Source organism: Enterobacter sp. WCHEn090032 (assembly GCF_003986875.1).
Classification (GTDB): domain Bacteria; phylum Pseudomonadota; class Gammaproteobacteria; order Enterobacterales; family Enterobacteriaceae; genus Enterobacter; species Enterobacter sichuanensis.
On the sequence record NZ_RXRN01000003.1, the window covers coordinates 92,087 to 111,432 of the forward strand.

A 19,346-nucleotide genomic window follows, 5' to 3' on the forward strand; every position below is an offset into this window, starting at 1 on the left:
GAGGATAACATCAGACAGCAACCTCATTCAGCGCAAGATGTGATGCGGTAAACGCCAGTATCTCCTGCAGGTTGACGACCTCACCGACGACAATAAGCGCAGGAGCATGCAGTTTTTGACGTTCAACCTCAAGATGGATATCGGTCAGCGTACCTTTGGCGATCTGCTGACGAGACTGGCTGGCATACATCACCACCGCTACCGGCGTCGTAGCGGACATGCCTCCCTCAATCAGCTGCTGGCAGATTTCCGTCAGCCGGGTCATTCCCATCAAAACGATCAGCGTTCCGTTGATTTTCGCCAGCGCATGCCAGTTTTGCGGGTCGTTCCCCTGGCACATATGACCGGTCACTATATGAAAACTGGAGGCGTAATGACGGTGCGTGACCGGGATCCCGGCATAGGCCAGCCCGCCAATCGCAGAACTGATCCCCGGCACAATTTCGAACGACAGGCCGTCTTTCGCCAGCTGCTCGGCCTCTTCACCCCCGCGACCAAAAACGTAAGGGTCCCCGCCTTTCAGACGCACCACCTGCCGTCCCTCCCCGGCATGCCTGACCAGCAGGGCATTGATTTGTTCCTGAGGTACCGGATGATGGCTCGGGGTTTTACCGACATCAATAATCAAACAGCCTGCCGGAGCCTGCGCCAGGAGTTCGGGGTTAACCAGGCGATCGTGGACAATCACTTCCGCGTGGCGGATACAGTGCAGACCTTTTACCGTTATCAAAGACGCATCGCCAGGCCCAGCCCCTACAAGCCAAACTTTCCCTTTACTCATCATTATATCCTCAGATTAAATATTCAAAGACGCAAGAAAACGGATAATTAAAATTAGCGCTGAATTATATATCCCCTCCACAGGTCAAAAAGTTGATGTGTTTATCACTCTCTCTTAATTGTACGAATGGTATTTATGACCAATATCAATAAAACCGCAAATAACCTCCCCGCCCTGCCCGCACGACAATATCGCGATACCTGTTACGCTTAAAAACATTATTAAACGCCTTCAGCAATAAAACAGGCGCGCGATCACAAATATTACAATGGTTTTGTCAGCAACGTTTACAGATAAATATCAAGATAAAAATAAACCACAGCCAATTATTTGATTTAAAAGGATATATAATAACAAAGCATCACCATCATCGTTTTAGGAAGGATTTTTTGAAAATAGATCAATTGCTTCCTTTTCCTCTTCCAAACACACTTCAACACCATTAGCAGACCCTGAGTACATTATTCATTTTTAATACCCATTGTATTTTCACAATCAGCCCTACAGAGGATTACCCATGAAGAAATCAACACTTGTCATTGGCGTCATTGGTGCTGACTGCCATGCGGTAGGCAATAAAGTTCTGGACCGCGTTTTTACTTCTCATGATTTTCACGTTATCAATCTTGGTGTCATGGTGAGCCAGGATGAATATATTGATGCGGCCATCGAAACAGGTGCTGATGCTATTGTCGTTTCATCCATCTACGGCCATGGCGACATCGACTGTCTGGGGCTGCGTGAGCGCTGCATCGAACGCGGTATCGGCGACATTCTGCTTTTTGTTGGCGGTAATCTGGTCGTGGGTAAGCACGATTTTGCCGATGTCGAAGCCAAATTCAAAGAGATGGGTTTCAACCGCGTGTTCGCCCCGAGCCACGACCTGGAAGACGTCTGTCAGCTGATGGCGAATGATATCCAGCAGCGTCAGCGCGTTGAAGAGCTCTGTCTTGAAGAGGGCTTCTGATGCAAATCGTCTCAGTCGACATTGGCTCGACGTGGACCAAAGCCGCACTCTTCACGCCGGAAGGTGATGCGCTTACGTTGGTCAACCACGTGCTGACCCCAACGACGACCCACCATCTGGCGGAGGGCTTCTTTACCAGCCTGAACCAGGTGCTAAACGTTGCCGATGCGCGACCGTTGCTGAACAGCGGGGACGTTACGCTGAAATACTCTTCGTCGGCAAAAGGCGGCCTCGCCGTTGCCGCAATGGGGCTGGTGCCGTCGATAACACTGGAGTCGGCCAAAGTCACCGCCCATTCAGCGGGCGCCAAAATCGCTCAGTACTACTCCTACAAACTGAATCGCCACGATATCCAGGCGCTGGAGGACTCCCCGCCGGACATCCTGCTGTTCACAGGCGGTACAGACGGCGGAGAAGAGAGCTACGGTCTTGCCAATGCCCGCGCGCTGGCAGCGTCCTCGCTGGATTGCGCCATTATTTACGCCGGAAATCGCGATATTCAGGACGACGTGCAGGCCATTCTTGGCCATAAAGATTTGATCACCGTCGACAATGTGTTGCCTGACCTCGATCACCCGAATCCTTATGCCGCCCGCAAGGCCATCTGCGATGTGTTTCTTTCCCGCATCGTGAAGGGGAAAGGACTGGACGTTATCGTCGGGGAAACCGGCGAAGAGCCGATGCCCACGCCGTGGACCGTCTACGAGCTGGTAAAAGCGATCAGTGAGGTCGACAGCGCGTGGAAAGAATTCATGCTGATCGACATGGGCGGTGCCACCACCGACGTCTATTCCGCCAGCGCCAACACGCTCTCGCCGGATACCGTTCTGCACGGCGTGCCTGAGCCATTTGTGAAACGCACCGTAGAGGGAGACCTCGGCATGCGCGTCTCGGCGGTCGTGGTCGGTGAAAGTACGCAGGAACTGGTGAACGCGGTGTTCGCCCATCAGCCTCAGCGCAAGGACGCGTTTTATGGCTATCTGCGTCATCTGGTCGCACATCCGGATTATCTGCCTGTCACCGAAGAAGAAAAACATTTCGACACGCTACTGGCCGGGCTGTGCGTGGGGTACGCCAGCGAACGCCATGCCGGCACCAAAAAACAGGTCTGTACCTGCGTCGGCAACGTCGATTTGCAGGTGGGGCGCGATCTCACCACCGTGCACAAAGTGGTGGGTTCCGGGGGATGGCTCTCCCGCGCCAGCCAGTTCGATGTGCACCGCTGGCTGAAGTACCGCGAGCTGGACGACAGCAGCAGACGCGTCCTTTTACCCGGGCAGTTTGATTATTACCGCGATGCAAAAGGTCTGCTTCCTCTGCTGGCGAATGTCGCCAGGCTGGACCCGCAGGCGGCGGCTCGCACCAGTATTCATTGTTTAACCCTATAAAACCTAAGGCAGCAACGAATGGAACTTCGAAATAAAAAGCTAACCCATGACGAATTCATGACTGAGCGGCAACAGGTCTTACAAACCTGGCATACCGGCAAGGACGTTGAGAACTTCGAAGATGGCGTGAAGTACCAGCAAACCATTCCTGAGCAAAAACGCTTTTCTCACGCACTACTGAAGGCCGACCAGGAAGGTAAAACCCTGAGCCAGCCGCGCGCAGGCGTAGCGCTCATGGATGAACATATCGCCCTGCTGAAAACGCTGCAGGAAGAGTGTGATTTGCTGCCCAGCACCATCGATGCCTATACCCGTCTGAATCGCTATGAAGAGGCCGCGGTAGGGATCCAAAAATCCATCGAAGCGGGCACCTCCAAACTGAACGGCTTACCGGTCGTCAACCACGGCGTCGCCGCGTGCCGCCGCATGACTGAAGCGCTGGAGAAACCGATTCAGGTACGTCACGGCACGCCGGATGCGCGCCTGCTGGCGGAGATCGCGATGGCCAGCGGCTTTACCAGCTATGAAGGCGGCGGTATCTCTTACAACATTCCGTACGCCAAGCGCGTCACTCTGGAAAAATCCATTCGCGACTGGCAATACTGCGACCGCCTGATGGGCCTGTACGAGGAGAACGGCATTCGCATTAACCGTGAACCGTTTGGCCCGCTGACCGGCACCCTGATCCCGCCGTTTGTCTCCCACTCGGTGGCGATTATCGAAGGTCTGCTGGCGCTGGAACAGGGCGTGAAGTCAATCACCGTTGGCTACGGCCAGGTGGGTAGCCTGACGCAGGATATTGCTGCTATTCAGGCTCTGCGTGAACTGTCCCACGAATATTTCCATAACCACGGTTTTGACGATTACGAGCTGAGCACCGTCTTCCACCAGTGGATGGGGGGGTTCCCGGAAGATGAGTCGAAAGCGTTTGCCATTATCTCCTGGGGCGCAGCGGTGGCCGGGATGTCCGGAGCGACCAAAGTGATCACCAAGAGCCCGCACGAAGCATTCGGTATACCCACCGCCGCCGCCAACGCCCAGGGACTGAAAGCCTCGCGTCAGATGCTCAACATGGTGAGCGATCAGAAATTCCCGCCGTGTGCCGCCGTCGAGCAGGAAGTCGAGCTGATTAAGAGTGAAGTCCGCGCCGTGCTGAAGAAAGTCTTCGAGCTGGGCAACGGGGATGTCGCGCGCGGTACGGTGCTGGCGTTTGAAGCTGGCGTGCTGGACGTGCCGTTTGCCCCCGCCTCCTGCAACGCGGGCAAAATTCTGCCGGTTCGTGATAACGCCGGTGCCATTCGCGTGCTGGAAGCCGGCGCGGTTCCGCTGCCGAAAGATATCCTCGACCTGCATCACGATTACGTCGCCGAGCGCGCGCGTTTTGAAGGACGTAAACCCTCATTCCAGATGGTTGTTGATGACATCAACGCGGTATCCCACAGTAAATTAATAGGAAGACCATAATGAAAATTAAACAGGCCCTTTTCACCGCAGGCTACTCCTCATTCTATTTTGACGATCAGCAGGCAATTAAAAACGGTGCCGGGCATGACGGATTTATCTATACCGGCAACCCGGTCACGCCTGGGTTTACGTCAGTTCGTCAGGCGGGTGAATGCGTCTCCGTGCAGTTGATTCTGGAAAACGGCGCGGTGGCGGTGGGCGATTGTGCAGCGGTGCAATATTCAGGTGCAGGCGGTCGCGATCCGCTGTTCCTGGCTGAACACTTCATTCCGTTCCTTAACGATCACATCAAGCCGCTGCTGGAAGGCCGCGACGTTGACCGCTTCCTGACGAACGCCCGATTCTTTGACGAACTGCGTATCGACGGCCATCTGCTGCATACCGCCGTACGTTATGGCCTGTCACAGGCGCTGCTCGACGCGACGGCACTGGCGACCGGTCGTCTGAAAACGGAAGTCGTTTGTGATGAATGGCAACTGCCGTGTGTCCCTGAAGCCATTCCGTTATTCGGACAGAGCGGCGACGACCGCTATATCGCCGTCGACAAGATGATCCTCAAAGGCGTTGACGTACTGCCGCATGCGCTTATCAACAACGTGGAAGAGAAACTGGGCCTGAAGGGGGAAAAACTGCGTGAGTATGTGCGCTGGTTATCCGACCGCATCTTAAGCCTGCGCACCAGCCCGCACTATCGCCCGACGTTGCACATCGACGTGTACGGCACTATCGGTTTGATTTTCGATATGGACCCGGTACGTTGCGCCGCCTATATCGCCAGCCTCGAAAAAGAGGCCCAGGGCCTGCCGCTCTATATTGAGGGACCGGTGGATGCGGGTAACAAACCGGATCAAATCCGCCTGCTGACCGCCATCACCCACGAGCTGATGCGTCTGGGCTCTGGCGTGAAAATCGTTGCCGATGAGTGGTGTAACACCTATCAGGATATTGTGGACTTCACCGATGCGGGCAGCTGCCACATGGTGCAGATCAAAACCCCGGATCTGGGCGGTATTCATAACATCGTTGATGCGGTGCTGTACTGCAACAAACATGGCATGGAAGCCTATCAGGGCGGTACCTGTAACGAAACGGAAATCAGCGCCCGCACCTGCGTGCACGTGGCTCTGGCTGCTCGCCCGATGCGCATGTTGATCAAACCGGGCATGGGCTTCGATGAAGGTCTTAACATCGTGTTTAACGAAATGCACCGCACCATCGCATTGTTGCACACTAAGGATTAAATGATGGCACGTACATTTAAGATCTTATCGCCAACGGCAATCCTGGGCTATGGCTTCCCGGAAGAGAGTTTTCGTAAGGCCATGGAAGCCTCGCCGGATCTTATTGCTGTCGACGCGGGCTCATCCGACCCGGGTCCCCACTACCTGGGGGCAGGTAAGCCTTTCACCGACCGGGCGGGGGTAAAACGCGATCTGCGCTATATGATTGTGGCTGGCGTTAAGCACAACATCCCGGTGGTGATCGGCACCGCCGGAGGGTCCGGTGCCGCACCGCATCTGGAGTGGTGCCGGCAGATAATCCTTGAGATTGCTCAGGAAGAGAAGCTCTCATTCTCGATGGCGCTGATCCCATCGGATGTCGATAAAGCCACGGTGCATCAGGCACTGGACAACGGGAAAATCACAGCTCTGGATTTCGTCCCGGAACTGACCCACGAGGCCATCGAAGAGAGCACCTATATCGTGGCGCAGATGGGCATTGAGCCTTTCCAGCGGGCGCTGGCGGCCGGGGCACAGGTGGTGCTGGGCGGGCGGGCGTACGATCCGGCCTGCTTTGCCGCACTGCCCATTATGCAGGGCTTCGATGAAGGTCTGGCGCTGCACTGCGGTAAGATCCTGGAGTGCGCGGCGATTGCCGCTACGCCAGGGTCCGGCTCCGACTGCGCGATGGGCATCATTGACGAGCACGGCTTTACGCTGAAAACCTTTAATCCGAAGCGTAAATTCACCGAAACGTCGGCCGCGGCGCACACCCTGTATGAGAAATCCGACCCGTACTTCCTGCCGGGGCCGGGCGGCGTGCTGAACCTGAAAGGGTGCAGCTTCAAAGCGGTCAATGAGGGCGAAGTGTACGTCAGCGGTTCCCGCCACGAAGAAACGCCGTATGCGCTGAAACTGGAAGGCGCTCGCCGGGTCGGCTTCCGCTGTCTGACCATTGCCGGTACGCGCGACCCAATCATGATTGCCGGGATCGATAATATCCTCGAAGAAGTGCAGGTCAGCGTGAAGCGCAACCTCTCGCTGAACGACGACAGTATCCGCATGACGTTCCACCTGTACGGAAAGAATGGCGTGATGGGCAACCATGAGCCGGTGCAGTCTGCCGGGCACGAGCTGGGTATTTTGCTGGACGTGGTGGCTCCCACCCAGGATATCGCCAACAGCGTCTGTTCGCTGGTGCGTTCTACCCTGCTGCATTACGGCTATGAAAACCGGATCGCCACAGCGGGCAACCTCGCGTTCCCGTTCTCCCCTTCCGACATTCAGAGCGGCCCGGTGTATGAGTTCTCAATCTATCACCTGATCGAAGCGAGCGACGCGCTGCGATTTGATTTCCACCTTGAGCAGGTCACGCCAGAAGGGGTTCGGTTATGAAACAGAGTATTCGCTCACTGGCACAGGTCATTCGCTCAAAAAACGCCGGACCGTATGAGCTGGTTCTGGATATTTTATTTAAAACGCATGAAGACTATCAGCGGGTAAAAGCCTCGAAGCAATTAACGCCACAGCTTATCGCCCGTTTATATAACGTGAAGCCTGACTTTATACATCGCATTGTCTGGTTCGACCCGGCCAATGCGGTAAAAATCGTCATGCCTCGCGATATTATCTCCGGCAACATTGGTGACAATGATGTTTATGGTGCCCAGCAGCATGCACCGTTATTAAGCATTGAGTTTGATCTGTAACACTACAAATACAACAACGTCCATTGGGATATAGATATTTGCTGTATCACTGTATTCCAGATAATTCATGCGGTTGGCCACAACAAACGTGCGCCTGAGCGGTTCGTCAGGGCTCAGGCGCACGCGACCCTACACCTTAACCAACCTTTATCCGATGGAGTAAACATGAAAAAAATAAGCTTAACAAAAATGATCATATTAGGTTTGATACTCGGCATGATAGCCGGGGTGGTCATTAATAATATGGCATCAGCAGATACAGCAAAATCGTACGCACAGGATATTTCTATTTTCACCACGATATTCTTACGCATGGTGAAAATGATTATCGCCCCGCTGGTTATTTCAACCCTGGTGGTCGGCATAGCCAAAATGGGTGATGCGAAAACACTCGGCCGTATATTCTCCAAAACCTTTTTCCTCTTTATTTGTGCTTCGCTGCTGTCGATCGCGCTGGGGCTGGTTATCGTCAATATCTTCCAGCCTGGCGCAGGCATTAACTTTGTCGCTCATGACGCCGGGGCCGTTGCGGCCGTTCAGTCCGAACCGTTTACGCTGAAAGTGTTTATCTCTCACGCGGTACCGACCAGCATCGTTGATGCCATGGCCCGTAACGAGATTCTGCAAATCGTGGTGTTCTCGATTTTCCTGGGCTGCAGCCTGGCGGCCATTGGCGAGAAAGCCGAGCCCATCATTAAGGTGCTCGACTCTCTGGTCCATGTGATGCTCAAGCTGACGGGCTACGTCATGCTGTTTGCACCGCTGACCGTGTTTGCCGCGATCTCCGGGCTGATTGCCGAACGCGGTCTGGGTGTGATGGTCAGCGCCGGTATTTTCATGGGCGAGTTCTACATGACGCTCGGCCTGCTGTGGGCGATTCTGATTGGCCTGTCCACCATGATTGTCGGTCCGTGCATCAGTCGTCTGACAAAAGCGATCCTCGAACCTGCGCTGCTGGCTTTTACGACGTCAAGTTCAGAAGCGGCTTTCCCTGGCACGCTGAACAAACTGGAAAAATTCGGCGTCTCCTCCAGGATTGCCAGCTTTGTCCTGCCGATCGGCTACTCCTTTAACCTCGTCGGCTCAATGGCCTACTGCTCGTTTGCTACCGTGTTCATCGCCCAGGCGTGCAACATCGAACTGAGCATTGGGGAGCAGATCACCATGCTGCTGATCCTGATGCTGACCTCGAAAGGGATGGCGGGCGTGCCGCGTGCATCAATGGTGGTTATTGCCGCCACGCTCAACCAGTTCAACATTCCGGAAGCGGGCCTGATTCTGCTGATGGGCGTCGATCCGTTCCTCGACATGGGCCGTTCCGCCACCAACGTGATGAGTAACGCGATGGGTGCCGCTATCGTCGGTCGCTGGGAAGGCGAGCACTTCGGCGTCGGCTGCCGCGGCAAGGTTCCGGCCAAAGAAAGTACCGCTTCAGACACTGAAATCGCCATGTATTGATTACAAAGGCCAACAGTCGTTGGCCTGTCGTTATTCGATTTACAGGATAGCCCATGAAGATAAACATTTTCGGCGTCAGCCTCTTATCCGTCAGCCTGTTTTTTAGCGCCGCCACGCTGGCGCAACCCGCGCCGGATTACGCGCAGCTGCTGGAGCAGGCTCATCAAAAATTTAAAGATAATTTTGAGGGAAAAGTCGCCGACTACATTCCCGCCCTGGCGACCTATAGCCCCAATAATTTCGCCATCACCCTCGCCACCGTTGACGGCAACATTTACCAGGTTGGCGATGTGAAAAAAGCATTTCCCATGGAGTCGCTGAGTAAAGTTTTCACCCTGGCGCTGGCGATGGAGCAGCGTGGCCCACAGGAGGTCCTGGATAAACTCGGCGCCAGTGCGACCGGTCTGCCCTTCAACTCCGGCCTGGCGGTTGAGCTGACCAAAGGGGCGCCGGAAAACCCGCTGGTCAATGCAGGGGCGATGAGCACGGTAAGCCTGATTGAGGCGAAAGATAAGTCCGACCGCTGGAACAAAATTCTCGATAACCTCAACGCGTGGGCGGATGCCTCGCTGACCGTCAACGAGCCGGTGTTCAAATCAGAAATGGAGACCAATCAGCATAACCAGGCGCTGGCGATGCTGATGGCGTCCTATAACAGCTTTTATGGCGATACCCGGGATGCCGTCGAAATCTATACCCGCCAGTGTTCTGTAGACATCACCGTTGAGCAGCTCGCCAAAATGGGCGCGGTGCTGGCGAACAGGGGCAAATCGCCTTTCAACGGTAAGCAGTTGCTGAATGAACGCTACGTGCCGCAGGTTCTGGCGGAAATGGCGATTGCCGGGCTGTACGACGGCAGCGGCAAATGGCTGTACACCGTTGGGATCCCGGCGAAGAGCGGCGTCGGCGGCGGCATGGTTGCCATCGTGCCCGGCCAATACGCCATCGCGGTCTATTCGCCACCGCTGGATGCCGCCGGGAATAGCGTCCGCGCACAGCAGACGATTGCGTATGTCGCTGAGGCGACGCAGGCCAGTCTCTTTTTAGCCCATTGATCCCAACCGGCTGTGATTCTGTAAGCCGGGCGCGGCAGTTGCGCCAGTGCCCGGTAAAAACAACCACAAAGTGAGAAGTACTATGTCTAAACCATTTGTCTGGCAGGACCTGTTTGTTCTGAGTGAAGATACGACGGAATATGAACTCCTCAGCGCGCAACACGTTACGGTGACGGAGCTGGAGGGCGAGGAGGTCATTAAAGTGGCGCCTGAGGCATTGACCTTGCTGGCCCAGCAGGCATTTTATGAAGCCTCATTTTTCCTGCGCGCCGGACATTTACAGCAGATAGCCAGCATCCTGCACGACCCGCAGGCCAGCAGTAACGATAAGTATGTCGCTCTGCAGTTGCTGCGCAACGCCGAAGTATCGGCAAAAGGCATACTGCCAAACTGTCAGGATACCGGCACGGCCACCATTGTGGCGAGCAAAGGCCAGCACGTCTGGACCGGTGGTGACGATGCCGAAGCGCTGAGCAGAGGGATTTACGCCACCTTTAGCGAGTGTAACCTGCGCTATTCGCAAAACGCACCGCTGGACATGTATACCGAGGTAAATACCCAGACCAACCTGCCGGCGCAGATAGACATCAGCGCCACACCGGGGAGCGAATACCGCTTCTTGTTTGTCAATAAAGGCGGCGGTTCTGCTAACAAAGCCGCGCTGTTCCAGGAAACGAAATCCATTTTGCAGCCGGAGAAACTCACCGCGTTCCTGATCGAGAAGATGAAGTCGCTCGGTACTGCAGCCTGTCCACCGTATCACATTGCCTTTGTGGTCGGCGGCCTCTCTGCCGACCAGGCGCTGAAGGTCGCGAAGCTGGCTTCAACAAAATACTATGACAATCTGCCCACCAGCGGGAACGAGCTGGGTCAGGCGTTCCGCGACACGGCGCTGGAAACCACGCTGCTCAACGCCAGCCGCGAATTCGGCATCGGCGCCCAGTTTGGCGGCAAGTACTTCGCCCACGATATTCGCGTCATCCGCCTGCCGCGACACGGCGGTTCCTGCCCTGTCGCCATGGCACTGTCCTGCTCCGCAGACCGAAATATCAAAGCGAAAATCAACAAGCAGGGTATCTGGCTGGAGAAGCTGGAACATAACCCAGGGAAATACATCCCGGACGCCTGCCGTGAGGAAAACGACGCCCGGACCGTACAGATCAACCTGAACCGCCCGCTGCGCGAGATTCTGCGCGATATGTCCACCCTGCCGATCGGCACCCGGTTGTCGTTAAGCGGCCCGATCGTGGTCGCCCGCGATATTGCTCACGCCAAAATCAAAGCGCGGCTGGATAACGGCGAACCGATGCCGGAGTATATGAAAAACCATATCGTCTATTACGCTGGACCGGCGAAAACACCGGAGAATCAGGCCTGCGGTTCCCTCGGTCCGACCACTGGCGGGCGCATGGATGGCTACGTCGATGCTTTCCAGGCCGCGGGCGGAAGCCTGATCATGCTTTCCAAAGGCAACCGCAGCCAGCAAGTCACCGATGCCTGCCATAAGCACGGCGGCTTCAACCTCGGCAGTATCGGCGGTGCGGCGGCTCTGCTGGCGCAGCAGTATGTGAAAAGCCTGCGCTGCCTTGAGTATCCCGAACTGGGCATGGAGGCAGTGTGGATGATGGAGGTCGAAAATCTGCCCGCCTTTATGCTGGTTGATGACAAAGGAAATAATTTCTTCAGCCAGTTTGAGCAGCAGCATCGCTGCGCATCCTGCCCTGCCGGACATTAAGGAGCCATTATGGAAGCGCGAGCTAACGCAGACAGACACCGCCAACGGCAGCAAAAGCGTAAAGAGCAGGTTGAGAGCCGCGTAGCGGCGGCAACGGAGAAGAGAGGCATTCTGATCGTCTTCACCGGCAACGGAAAAGGAAAGTCCACCGCCGCCTTCGGCACGGCGACGCGTGCCGTCGGGCACGGTAAAACCGTTGGCGTCGCGCAGTTTATTAAAGGTCAGTGGGATAATGGCGAATACAACACCCTGCATCCGCTCGGCGTCGAATTTCACATTATGGGCACCGGTTTTACGTGGGAAACACAAAACCGGGAAACGGATATTCAGGCCGCAACGGCGGTGTGGCAGGAGAGCAAACGCATGCTCGCTGACCCACGTTATGACCTGGTGGTTCTGGATGAGCTCACCTATATGCTGGCTTATCACTATCTGGACAGTCAGGAGGTGATCGCGGCGGTGGAGAACCGTCCGGTACAGCAGACCGTGATTGTCACCGGACGCGGCTGTCACTCGCAATTACTGGCGCTTGCCGACACGGTCAGCGAAATGCGCCCGGTTAAACACGCATTTGACAGCGGTATCCAGGCGCAGGAGGGCATCGACTGGTAAGCGTGTCTGCACCGGATGGCGCGCTGCACTGCCGCCATCCGGCATTATGACTCAACCGGGGATACCACTGATTTTTGCAACAGCCACTCGCGGAAGACTTGTAACGGCTGTGCCTGAGACTTTTCTTCCCGCCATGTCATGATAAAGCGGTTGCCGGTGCGGATAGGCACATCACAGGGGATTACCATCTCGCCGCAGTCCAGGTCATGCTGGATGGCGAAGCGGGGAAGCAGCGCAACCCCAAGATTCGATCGTACTGCGGCAATCAGCATCGAGAGGAGGTCAAAACGCGGGCCCAGATTCACATCCGGACTGGTAATACCGGAAAGCGCAAACCACTCCTGCCAGCCATTGATGCGAGTGCTTTGATGTAACAGCGGGAACTCCCTTAGCAACTCCTCAACCCCCAGCTTCTGCTCCGCATGAGGAAGCAAGCTGCGGCTGCAGACCGGCAGGATCTCCTCTTCAAATAAATAATCGACTTCCGACCACGGAGAACAAAAATCTGCGCGCATAATAGCCGCATCATATTCACGATTCAAAAAATCGCCGATATTGGCCAGCGAGTGAATATTAACAATAATATCAGGATTTAATTTATTAAACTCCCATAAATTGGGGATCAGCCAATGCGTACTGAAGGTGGGATTGACCGCCAGCTCCACTACCTGAACAGCAGGCTGCCAATTCATTATCATATTGGTATCGCGTTCCAGCTTATTCAGCGTCTCTTTGACGATATTCAGATAATGCTTTCCTGCCGCATTCAGAAAAATCCGTTTTTTGGCATGGTTAAATAATGAGGTGTGTAAAAACTCCTCCAGGGCCGTCACCTGTCTGAACACTGCACTTTGCGTTAACGCCAGCTCTTCTGCGGCGCGGGTATAGCTTTCGTGACGTGCCACCACTTCGAACGTCACCAGCAACTCGCTCTTGGGGATTTTTCCTCTCATCATGTCTTCCATTCATGGTGGGTAACAGTATTTTTTTGAAGCGAATAAACCCTGCTTCAGAACGATACCGCCATTATATTTTAGTTAGGCTTTGTCGGCAGTGATCCATACCATGATTTAATCAGTTTTGCGGCTCAGGCCAAACTACTTGCAGAAAATGAAATGAAACATGAAAGATTATTAAGAACCTGTTCACTTTTGTGTCTCGGGTAATGGAGGCAGCGTTTTATTATACGAAAAAACGTATGGCCATTAAAATCAGGAATAATCAGGGACTGGATGTTAAAAAATATAAAACAAAACGTTGAGCTATAAATAGAGCAGGGTTTTGTGTGTCCTGCTGATAACGCTTTTCGCTCCCTGACAGCGCCAGCGTGACGGGCACCAGAACGCCGTTCCTGCGCCTCATCAGCATGCATGCTGAAACCGACAGAAAACAAAAAACCCAGGTCGCATAACGACCTGGGTTTCGAATTTGGCGGAAGCGTAGAGATTCGAACTCTAGAACCCTTTCGGGTCGCCGGTTTTCAAGACCGGTGCCTTCAACCGCTCGGCCACGCTTCCAAAGTGAGGCGCACTATAAACATCTATTAGCGCCTTGTAAAGCAGGAATTTTTCTATTTTTGACTACCGAGGGTTGATTGCTCAAAAAGCCACCGGAGCGGGGTCCCCGTTCTTTCTTCGCCCCCTTGTACATACCGTTACACAGCAACGCTCATCCTTTTAAAACACTCTGGTATAGAATGCCCCAAAAAATAGACCGCCATTTGTTGTGTAATTGTTATGAATTTGATTACCCACAGATTGTAGAAATTACTGCCATGTAGTCTTACTGGTTGATGATGAAAATCAAAAATACGCTTTGCTTACATATCCTGATGGCGACCCTGGCCATGTTGTTCCTTTGTGTTCATCCGTTCATGTCGGGCGTTAATCCGCCACTCACCTTCCAGCCGCTGATTAAATCAATGGCGGGCACGCCGAAAGAACAAGCGGAAAAAATAGCGACTATTTCCCATGCCTTAGAAGGGAATGCGATTTTTTTCATTGGTGCGTCTGAGGTTGCAACCTCGGAAGATGAACATTACGCGGTATATAATTACTTTAATAAGCAATTGCACCAACCCGTTGTGGCGTATGGCGATGCCTTTGTCGATGACGAAACGCAATTTTTGCTGCTCTCACGTTTTAAAAATAGCCTTAACGCAAACAGTAAAGTTGTTTTGCTTCTGGCACCGGACAGCTTTTATTCAAAAGGTTTGCCTCCTGCTATCTATGCCGATAATTTCCCGGCCTCTGTTTTTAATCCGCTGATGCAGGATCCGCAGGCGCGCCCGTTACTGGTAAATTACTTAAAGCATATTGATGCCAAAGAAATAAGTCATTTAACCTTTGGTCAAATGCGCGTCTTTGGCTGGCACCCCGGTCTGATGTGGGACGAGCTGAGTTACCAGTTTGCCAACGTCTGCACCCTGATTAAAAACGACTGGCTGGCGCTGCTCCACGTCACGCCCGGGACGGCGCAGCCCTGGCCGCAGCAGCCCACAACCCACATCACGCCGGACTGGGATAAAGAGCTGGCGAATGCCCGCGAGCTCAATAAAAAACGCCAGCAGAGCGCGGCCACCCTGTGGATGGACAAAACGATTTACGAGGAGGACAGTACGCGACAGCAGTGGGATGACACGCCGGTCGTACCTGCGCAAATCGCCGCGTTCAAAAAAACTGTCCAGTTGCTGAAAGACCGTCACGTGCAGGTGATTGCTATCGTCGACCCGGTTAACCCCTGGGCGCTTTACCATACCGATACCTTCCGTCCGGTGGATAAGCAAATTCAAACCATTCTGGAAGCGAACCAGATCCCCTATTTAGATATGTATTCCATGCCTTATCAGAATGGCTGGAACTGGGATCGTTTGCACCCTTCCGAGCTGGCCTGGGTTCCTATGATTCGCTTTATTGCGCAGAGTTTTAAATAATGAAAATCGCGATCCGTCTTTTTTTCCTTTATCTCCTGCTGGCGATCACCATCGTCGCGTGGACCTCTGTCGATGACAGCATGAGTATGCAGCTGCATTTTGAATATCAAAAGTTCTGAGGCCGAATGATGTATAGCTCAGGCATGTTTTTTGTCTATTTATTTTCATCCGCCCTGGCGTTTGCGCTGATCAATCGCGTATTACGTCATCGCCTGACGTATTTATCGGCGTTATCCGTCCTCGCCGCATTAGGCTGGGGCTATATTTTTCAGGGTGATTACCGTGTTCCCGCGGTCGTTTTTTTCAGTTTTTATCTTGTCGCCACGTTAAAAGAAAAAGGCTGGTTAAAAACCTGGCAGGCGATTGTGTTAACGCTGCTACCTTTATTTTTGGTGAAACTACATCTTAATCATCATCTCGGCATGATCGGCCTCTCTTTTATGACGTTCCGCGCGGTGGACGTGCTGCTCTATCGCAGTAAAAAAGAAGGACAGAATTTCCTGCATTATTTCTGTTATCTGTTTATGCCCTTTATTATTCTGGCGGGCCCCATGTATCGCTGGCGGACATGGATGAGCGACGTCAGTAAGCCCGTCTTTGCCCTTAACCGCGAACAGTTTTTAGTGGCGCTGGAGCAAATCATTACCGGCATTGTCCAGAAGTTCCTGTTTGCCATGCTGGTTGATTCACTTGTCGTGCAGCCCTGGAGCCATAAGCCGTTTACGCTGACCGTGGGCGTGGTGATGTCACTGGCCTATAGCGCCTATCTCTATTTTGATTTTGCGGGTTACAGCAATATGGCCATCGGTGCAGGCCGCCTGTTTGGGTTGAACATTCCGGCAAACTTCAATATGCCCCTTCTCGCCAAAAACCCGCAGGATTTCTGGCGCCGCTTCCACATCAGCCTGTCTGAATGGCTGCGTGATGTGGTGTTTATGCCCGTCTATATGAACCTGATGAAGTTTACTTTTTTCCGTCAGAACAAAACGCTGGCGCAAAATATCGGCATTTTTTGCACCCTGTTCTGCATGGGCGCGTGGAATGGTCTGGAACGCCATTATGTCATCAGCGGCGCGCTGTTTGGCGCGATTTCGGTGGCCCATAACATGCTGTTGTGGTCAGCCAAACGCAGCCCGGCATTACAACGCGGATTGCAGTATCCGGCTGTTGCTTTTTTGGGGCGAATTCTGACGCTGGGAAGCGCGGCAGGGTCCCTTTACATCTTTAGTGGAATGTCACCTCTATGAATAATCACGCCGACCTTCAGGCACTGCAGGATTTCTTACGTGCGGCATTATGCGATCCCGCGCGTCCGCAACAGCTGGCCATCAGCGGCAGCGACGAATCTCTAAGCTGGGAACAGCTTTCCGCAGCCGTGACGGACTGGGCGCAGCGCTATCAGCGTTGCCGGCCTGTTGCAGGTACGCCGGTCGTCTTGTACGGACACCAGCAGGCGGAATTTGCCGTGGCGATTTATAGCTGCCTGCTGCATAACATTCCATATATCCCGGTCGACTGCATCTATCCGCAGGAAAGGCTGAAGGAGATCTGCCATCTGGCCAGTGCCCCTTACTATTACGACGTGGCGACCCGGCAGTTCATCGCCACCGGTGAAACAAGCAAGGTGCTGGAGGAGCAGGATCTGGCCTATATCATGTTTACCTCGGGCAGCACCGGCAAGCCTAAAGGCGTGCAGATTGGACGTGAGAGCGTATGGCACTTCATGAAATGGGTCAGCAAAGATTTTTCACTGCCGGAACAACCGGTGCTGATGAACCACGCGGTATTCAGTTTTGACCTCTCCCTGATCCCGTTACTGGCGAATCTGGCGATGGGGGGACACATCGTACTGAACGCCAAAGAGGATATTCAGAAAGCGAACTGGCTGGCGCGGCTGAAAAGCAACGCGGTGTCCGCCTGGGTTTCTACCCCCTCTTTTGCTTACCAGCAGCTGCTGTCCCCGCAGTTCAACAGCGAGTATTTGCCAGCACTCAAGGTCTTTATCTTCATTGGTGAGGTGTTAAATAAAGCGCTGGTTAAGCAGCTACGCCGCCGTTTCCCGCAGGCCAACATCATTAACGCCTATGGCCCGACGGAAGCGACCATTGCGACAACCGTGGTGGAAATAACGGATGAGATCCTCAACAGCGACAGCGCCGTGCTGCCGGTGGGGGTCATGATGCCAGAGAGCAAAATGGAAATTACCGCCGAGGGCGAGCTGATTATCTGGGGTAAGAACGTTATGCGCGGCTACCTCGGCCTGCCGCAGGAGAACGCGGCAAAATTGCTCCACCGTGAAAATGAAGCCTTTCGTGGCTACCGGACCGGCGATCTGGGTTATGAAGCAGGGCTCATCTATTGTCAGGGCCGCAATGACAGCCAGATCAAACTGAATGGTTACCGTATTGAAATCAACGAGATCGAAAACCGCCTGCTGGCCATGTCCGGCATCAACGAAGCGGTGGTACTGCCGCTGAAGAAATCCTGTGGCAGCGTACTGCGCATTGCCGCCTTCTGCGTGACGGAGCTGGCACCGGATACGATCAAAACCGCCCTGTCGAAGGTGGTTCCACACTATATGGTACCGTCACAAATTATCGTCAAAGACGCTTTACCGTTGAATCCTAACGGCAAAATTGACCGCAAACTGCTGGACGCTTACGCCCGCACACATTAATGACACCAGGAAAAAATGATGGAACAAGAAATTCTCGCCCTGTTCGAAAACGTATTATCCCGTAAGGTCGGTTTCCACGATGAACTGATTGACTCAGACATTCTCGACTCCATTCTGGCGGTCGATATGGTACTGGAAGTGCAGGACGTTTACGGCTTTATGATCCCGCCAACAGACGTGGCGACGGTGCTGAAAACCCCGGCGGACCTGGCCCGCTATATTGAAGAACACCGTTAACCCGGCAGGTACAAAAAGTTATCTAAGGCTCCATAATGGATGAGTGCTTAACTTTTTGACAGGAAGAGAATATGCCGCCACGTACCGCCAGTGACCTGTGCTCAGAAATGAAAAAGATGTCTGTTGAAGAACGGATCCGCTTTTTCTCTCTTTCGCTTGAGGAAATGCACCGCGAACTGCAGGAGAGCATCCGCCAGATTGAGTCGATGAAGCGTGCGCTGGAAGAGAGTGAAGAGTACCATCGCCAGCTGGTTGAGACCGCCCAGGATGCTGTGATTACCATCGATCAGGCTGGCGTCGTTGTGAACTGGAACCAGGCCGCAGAACGCATGTTCGGCTGGACTGCCGGAGAAGCGATAGGCAACAGCCTTGGCGAGATGATTGTACCGCAAGCGTTTCGCGAGCAACACGCGCGCGGCCTGATGCGCTTTAAGGCCGCGCAACCGTCGAATATTCTTAACCGCACTATCGAGATCGCTGCGCTGCATCGCACCAAAGGTGAGTTCCCTATTGAACTGTCGATATGGCCGCATCAGCAAGGAGGGAAGCAGATATTTTCGGCATTTATCCGCGATATTACCGATCGCAAACAGCGCGAACACATCGCCTGGCTGCATGCCAACTTTGATGCCCTGACTGGATTACCGAACCGGAGATTACTCGTTAACCGTCTGGAACTGGCAATCACTCAGGCTATCGCCAACAGTAGAGAAGTGGCACTGCTGTTTATCGACCTCGATCGGTTTAAACCGGTGAACGATCTCCACGGTCATGCCGTCGGCGATGAACTGCTTCGGCTTGTGGCATTTCGTCTGCAAAGTCTGCTGCGCGAAGGTGACACGATTGCCCGCCTCGGTGGCGATGAGTTTGTCGCCCTCCTCCCCGATTTAGCTGCCAGCGATCCCTTACCCACACAAACGGCCGAAAAGGTCAGCGCTGCACTGACGCAGTCATTTTTGATTAACGAACAGGTGATTACTATCTCGGGCAGTATCGGTATTGCCCGCTTTCCTCACGACGCCGTAGATGCCGACACGTTGCTCAATAGCGCTGACAAAGCAATGTATACCCGTAAGCGGGTAGCGCCGGGGGATCGGTGATGGGTTTTATG

General features: G+C 53.9%; 17 protein-coding genes and 1 tRNA gene. 15 read left to right on the forward strand and 3 right to left on the reverse strand.

What is annotated here, in order from left to right:
• Positions 1-10: 10 nt before the first annotated feature.
• Positions 11-781, reverse strand: coding sequence for a uroporphyrinogen-III C-methyltransferase (cobA, locus tag EKN83_RS03465; RefSeq protein WP_095449470.1), 771 nt, complete (start codon positions 779-781; stop codon positions 11-13).
• Positions 782-1,298: 517 nt separating this feature from the next.
• Here cobA and glmS point away from each other — a divergent pair.
• The 10 genes from glmS (at position 1,299) to cobO (ending at position 12,389) form a co-directional block, all read left to right on the forward strand.
• Positions 1,299-1,748 carry a methylaspartate mutase subunit S gene (glmS, locus tag EKN83_RS03470; protein WP_024907732.1) on the forward strand — a complete coding sequence of 150 codons (450 nt, stop codon included), beginning with the start codon at positions 1,299-1,301 and terminating at the stop codon, positions 1,746-1,748.
• Positions 1,748-3,136 (forward strand): methylaspartate mutase accessory protein GlmL, encoded by a 1,389-nt coding sequence (glmL, locus tag EKN83_RS03475; protein WP_126800344.1) that lies wholly within the window; start codon positions 1,748-1,750, stop codon positions 3,134-3,136. The genes glmS and glmL overlap by 1 nt, the downstream gene beginning before the upstream one ends.
• Before the next feature lie 18 nt (positions 3,137-3,154).
• On the forward strand, positions 3,155-4,600 hold the full coding sequence (locus tag EKN83_RS03480; RefSeq protein WP_025755948.1) for a methylaspartate mutase subunit E: 1,446 nt from the start codon (positions 3,155-3,157) through the stop codon (positions 4,598-4,600).
• Positions 4,600-5,841: a methylaspartate ammonia-lyase gene (locus EKN83_RS03485; protein WP_025755949.1), complete on the forward strand. Its 1,242-nt coding sequence runs from the start codon at positions 4,600-4,602 to the stop codon at positions 5,839-5,841. Before EKN83_RS03480 ends, EKN83_RS03485 begins: the two co-directional genes overlap by 1 nt.
• Before the next feature lie 3 nt (positions 5,842-5,844).
• Positions 5,845-7,215, forward strand: a complete 1,371-nt coding sequence (locus EKN83_RS03490; protein ID WP_025755950.1) for an acyclic terpene utilization AtuA family protein — start codon at positions 5,845-5,847, stop codon at positions 7,213-7,215.
• Positions 7,212-7,529 carry a DUF4387 domain-containing protein gene (locus EKN83_RS03495; protein ID WP_025755951.1) on the forward strand — a complete coding sequence of 106 codons (318 nt, stop codon included), beginning with the start codon at positions 7,212-7,214 and terminating at the stop codon, positions 7,527-7,529. Before EKN83_RS03490 ends, EKN83_RS03495 begins: the two co-directional genes overlap by 4 nt.
• Before the next feature lie 165 nt (positions 7,530-7,694).
• Positions 7,695-8,987: a dicarboxylate/amino acid:cation symporter gene (locus tag EKN83_RS03500; protein WP_025755952.1), complete on the forward strand. Its 1,293-nt coding sequence runs from the start codon at positions 7,695-7,697 to the stop codon at positions 8,985-8,987.
• 53 nt (positions 8,988-9,040) lie between these two features.
• On the forward strand, positions 9,041-10,042 hold the full coding sequence (gene glsA / locus EKN83_RS03505; RefSeq protein ID WP_025755953.1) for a glutaminase A: 1,002 nt from the start codon (positions 9,041-9,043) through the stop codon (positions 10,040-10,042).
• An 82-nt stretch (positions 10,043-10,124) separates the two neighbouring features.
• Positions 10,125-11,777 carry a class I fumarate hydratase gene (locus EKN83_RS03510; RefSeq protein WP_126800345.1) on the forward strand — a complete coding sequence of 551 codons (1,653 nt, stop codon included), beginning with the start codon at positions 10,125-10,127 and terminating at the stop codon, positions 11,775-11,777.
• A gap of 9 nt (positions 11,778-11,786) precedes the next feature.
• A complete protein-coding gene (gene cobO, locus EKN83_RS03515; RefSeq protein WP_045284690.1) occupies positions 11,787-12,389 on the forward strand; it encodes a cob(I)yrinic acid a,c-diamide adenosyltransferase in 603 nt (200 codons plus the stop codon).
• A gap of 44 nt (positions 12,390-12,433) precedes the next feature.
• On the opposite strand, the gene EKN83_RS03520 is transcribed toward cobO, so the two are convergent.
• Positions 12,434-13,342: a LysR substrate-binding domain-containing protein gene (locus EKN83_RS03520; RefSeq protein WP_025755956.1), complete on the reverse strand. Its 909-nt coding sequence runs from the start codon at positions 13,340-13,342 to the stop codon at positions 12,434-12,436.
• Between the two features lie 476 nt (positions 13,343-13,818).
• A tRNA-Ser gene (locus tag EKN83_RS03525) sits at positions 13,819-13,906 on the reverse strand.
• A 278-nt stretch (positions 13,907-14,184) separates the two neighbouring features.
• Between EKN83_RS03525 and EKN83_RS03530 the strand changes: the two genes are divergently transcribed.
• The 5 genes from EKN83_RS03530 to EKN83_RS03550 all read left to right on the forward strand — a co-directional run bounded on the left by EKN83_RS03530 (position 14,185) and on the right by EKN83_RS03550 (position 19,335).
• Positions 14,185-15,321 carry a D-alanyl-lipoteichoic acid biosynthesis protein DltD gene (locus EKN83_RS03530; protein WP_126800411.1) on the forward strand — a complete coding sequence of 379 codons (1,137 nt, stop codon included), beginning with the start codon at positions 14,185-14,187 and terminating at the stop codon, positions 15,319-15,321.
• 128 nt (positions 15,322-15,449) lie between these two features.
• Positions 15,450-16,568, forward strand: coding sequence for an MBOAT family O-acyltransferase (locus EKN83_RS03535; protein WP_095440951.1), 1,119 nt, complete (start codon positions 15,450-15,452; stop codon positions 16,566-16,568).
• Complete coding sequence (locus EKN83_RS03540) at positions 16,565-17,998, forward strand: AMP-binding protein (protein ID WP_126800346.1); 1,434 nt, start codon at positions 16,565-16,567, stop codon at positions 17,996-17,998. The genes EKN83_RS03535 and EKN83_RS03540 overlap by 4 nt, the downstream gene beginning before the upstream one ends.
• Before the next feature lie 18 nt (positions 17,999-18,016).
• Complete coding sequence (locus EKN83_RS03545; protein WP_126800412.1) at positions 18,017-18,235, forward strand: acyl carrier protein; 219 nt, start codon at positions 18,017-18,019, stop codon at positions 18,233-18,235.
• 71 nt (positions 18,236-18,306) lie between these two features.
• Positions 18,307-19,335: a diguanylate cyclase domain-containing protein gene (locus tag EKN83_RS03550; protein WP_126800347.1), complete on the forward strand. Its 1,029-nt coding sequence runs from the start codon at positions 18,307-18,309 to the stop codon at positions 19,333-19,335.
• The last annotated feature ends 11 nt before the right edge of the window (positions 19,336-19,346 follow it).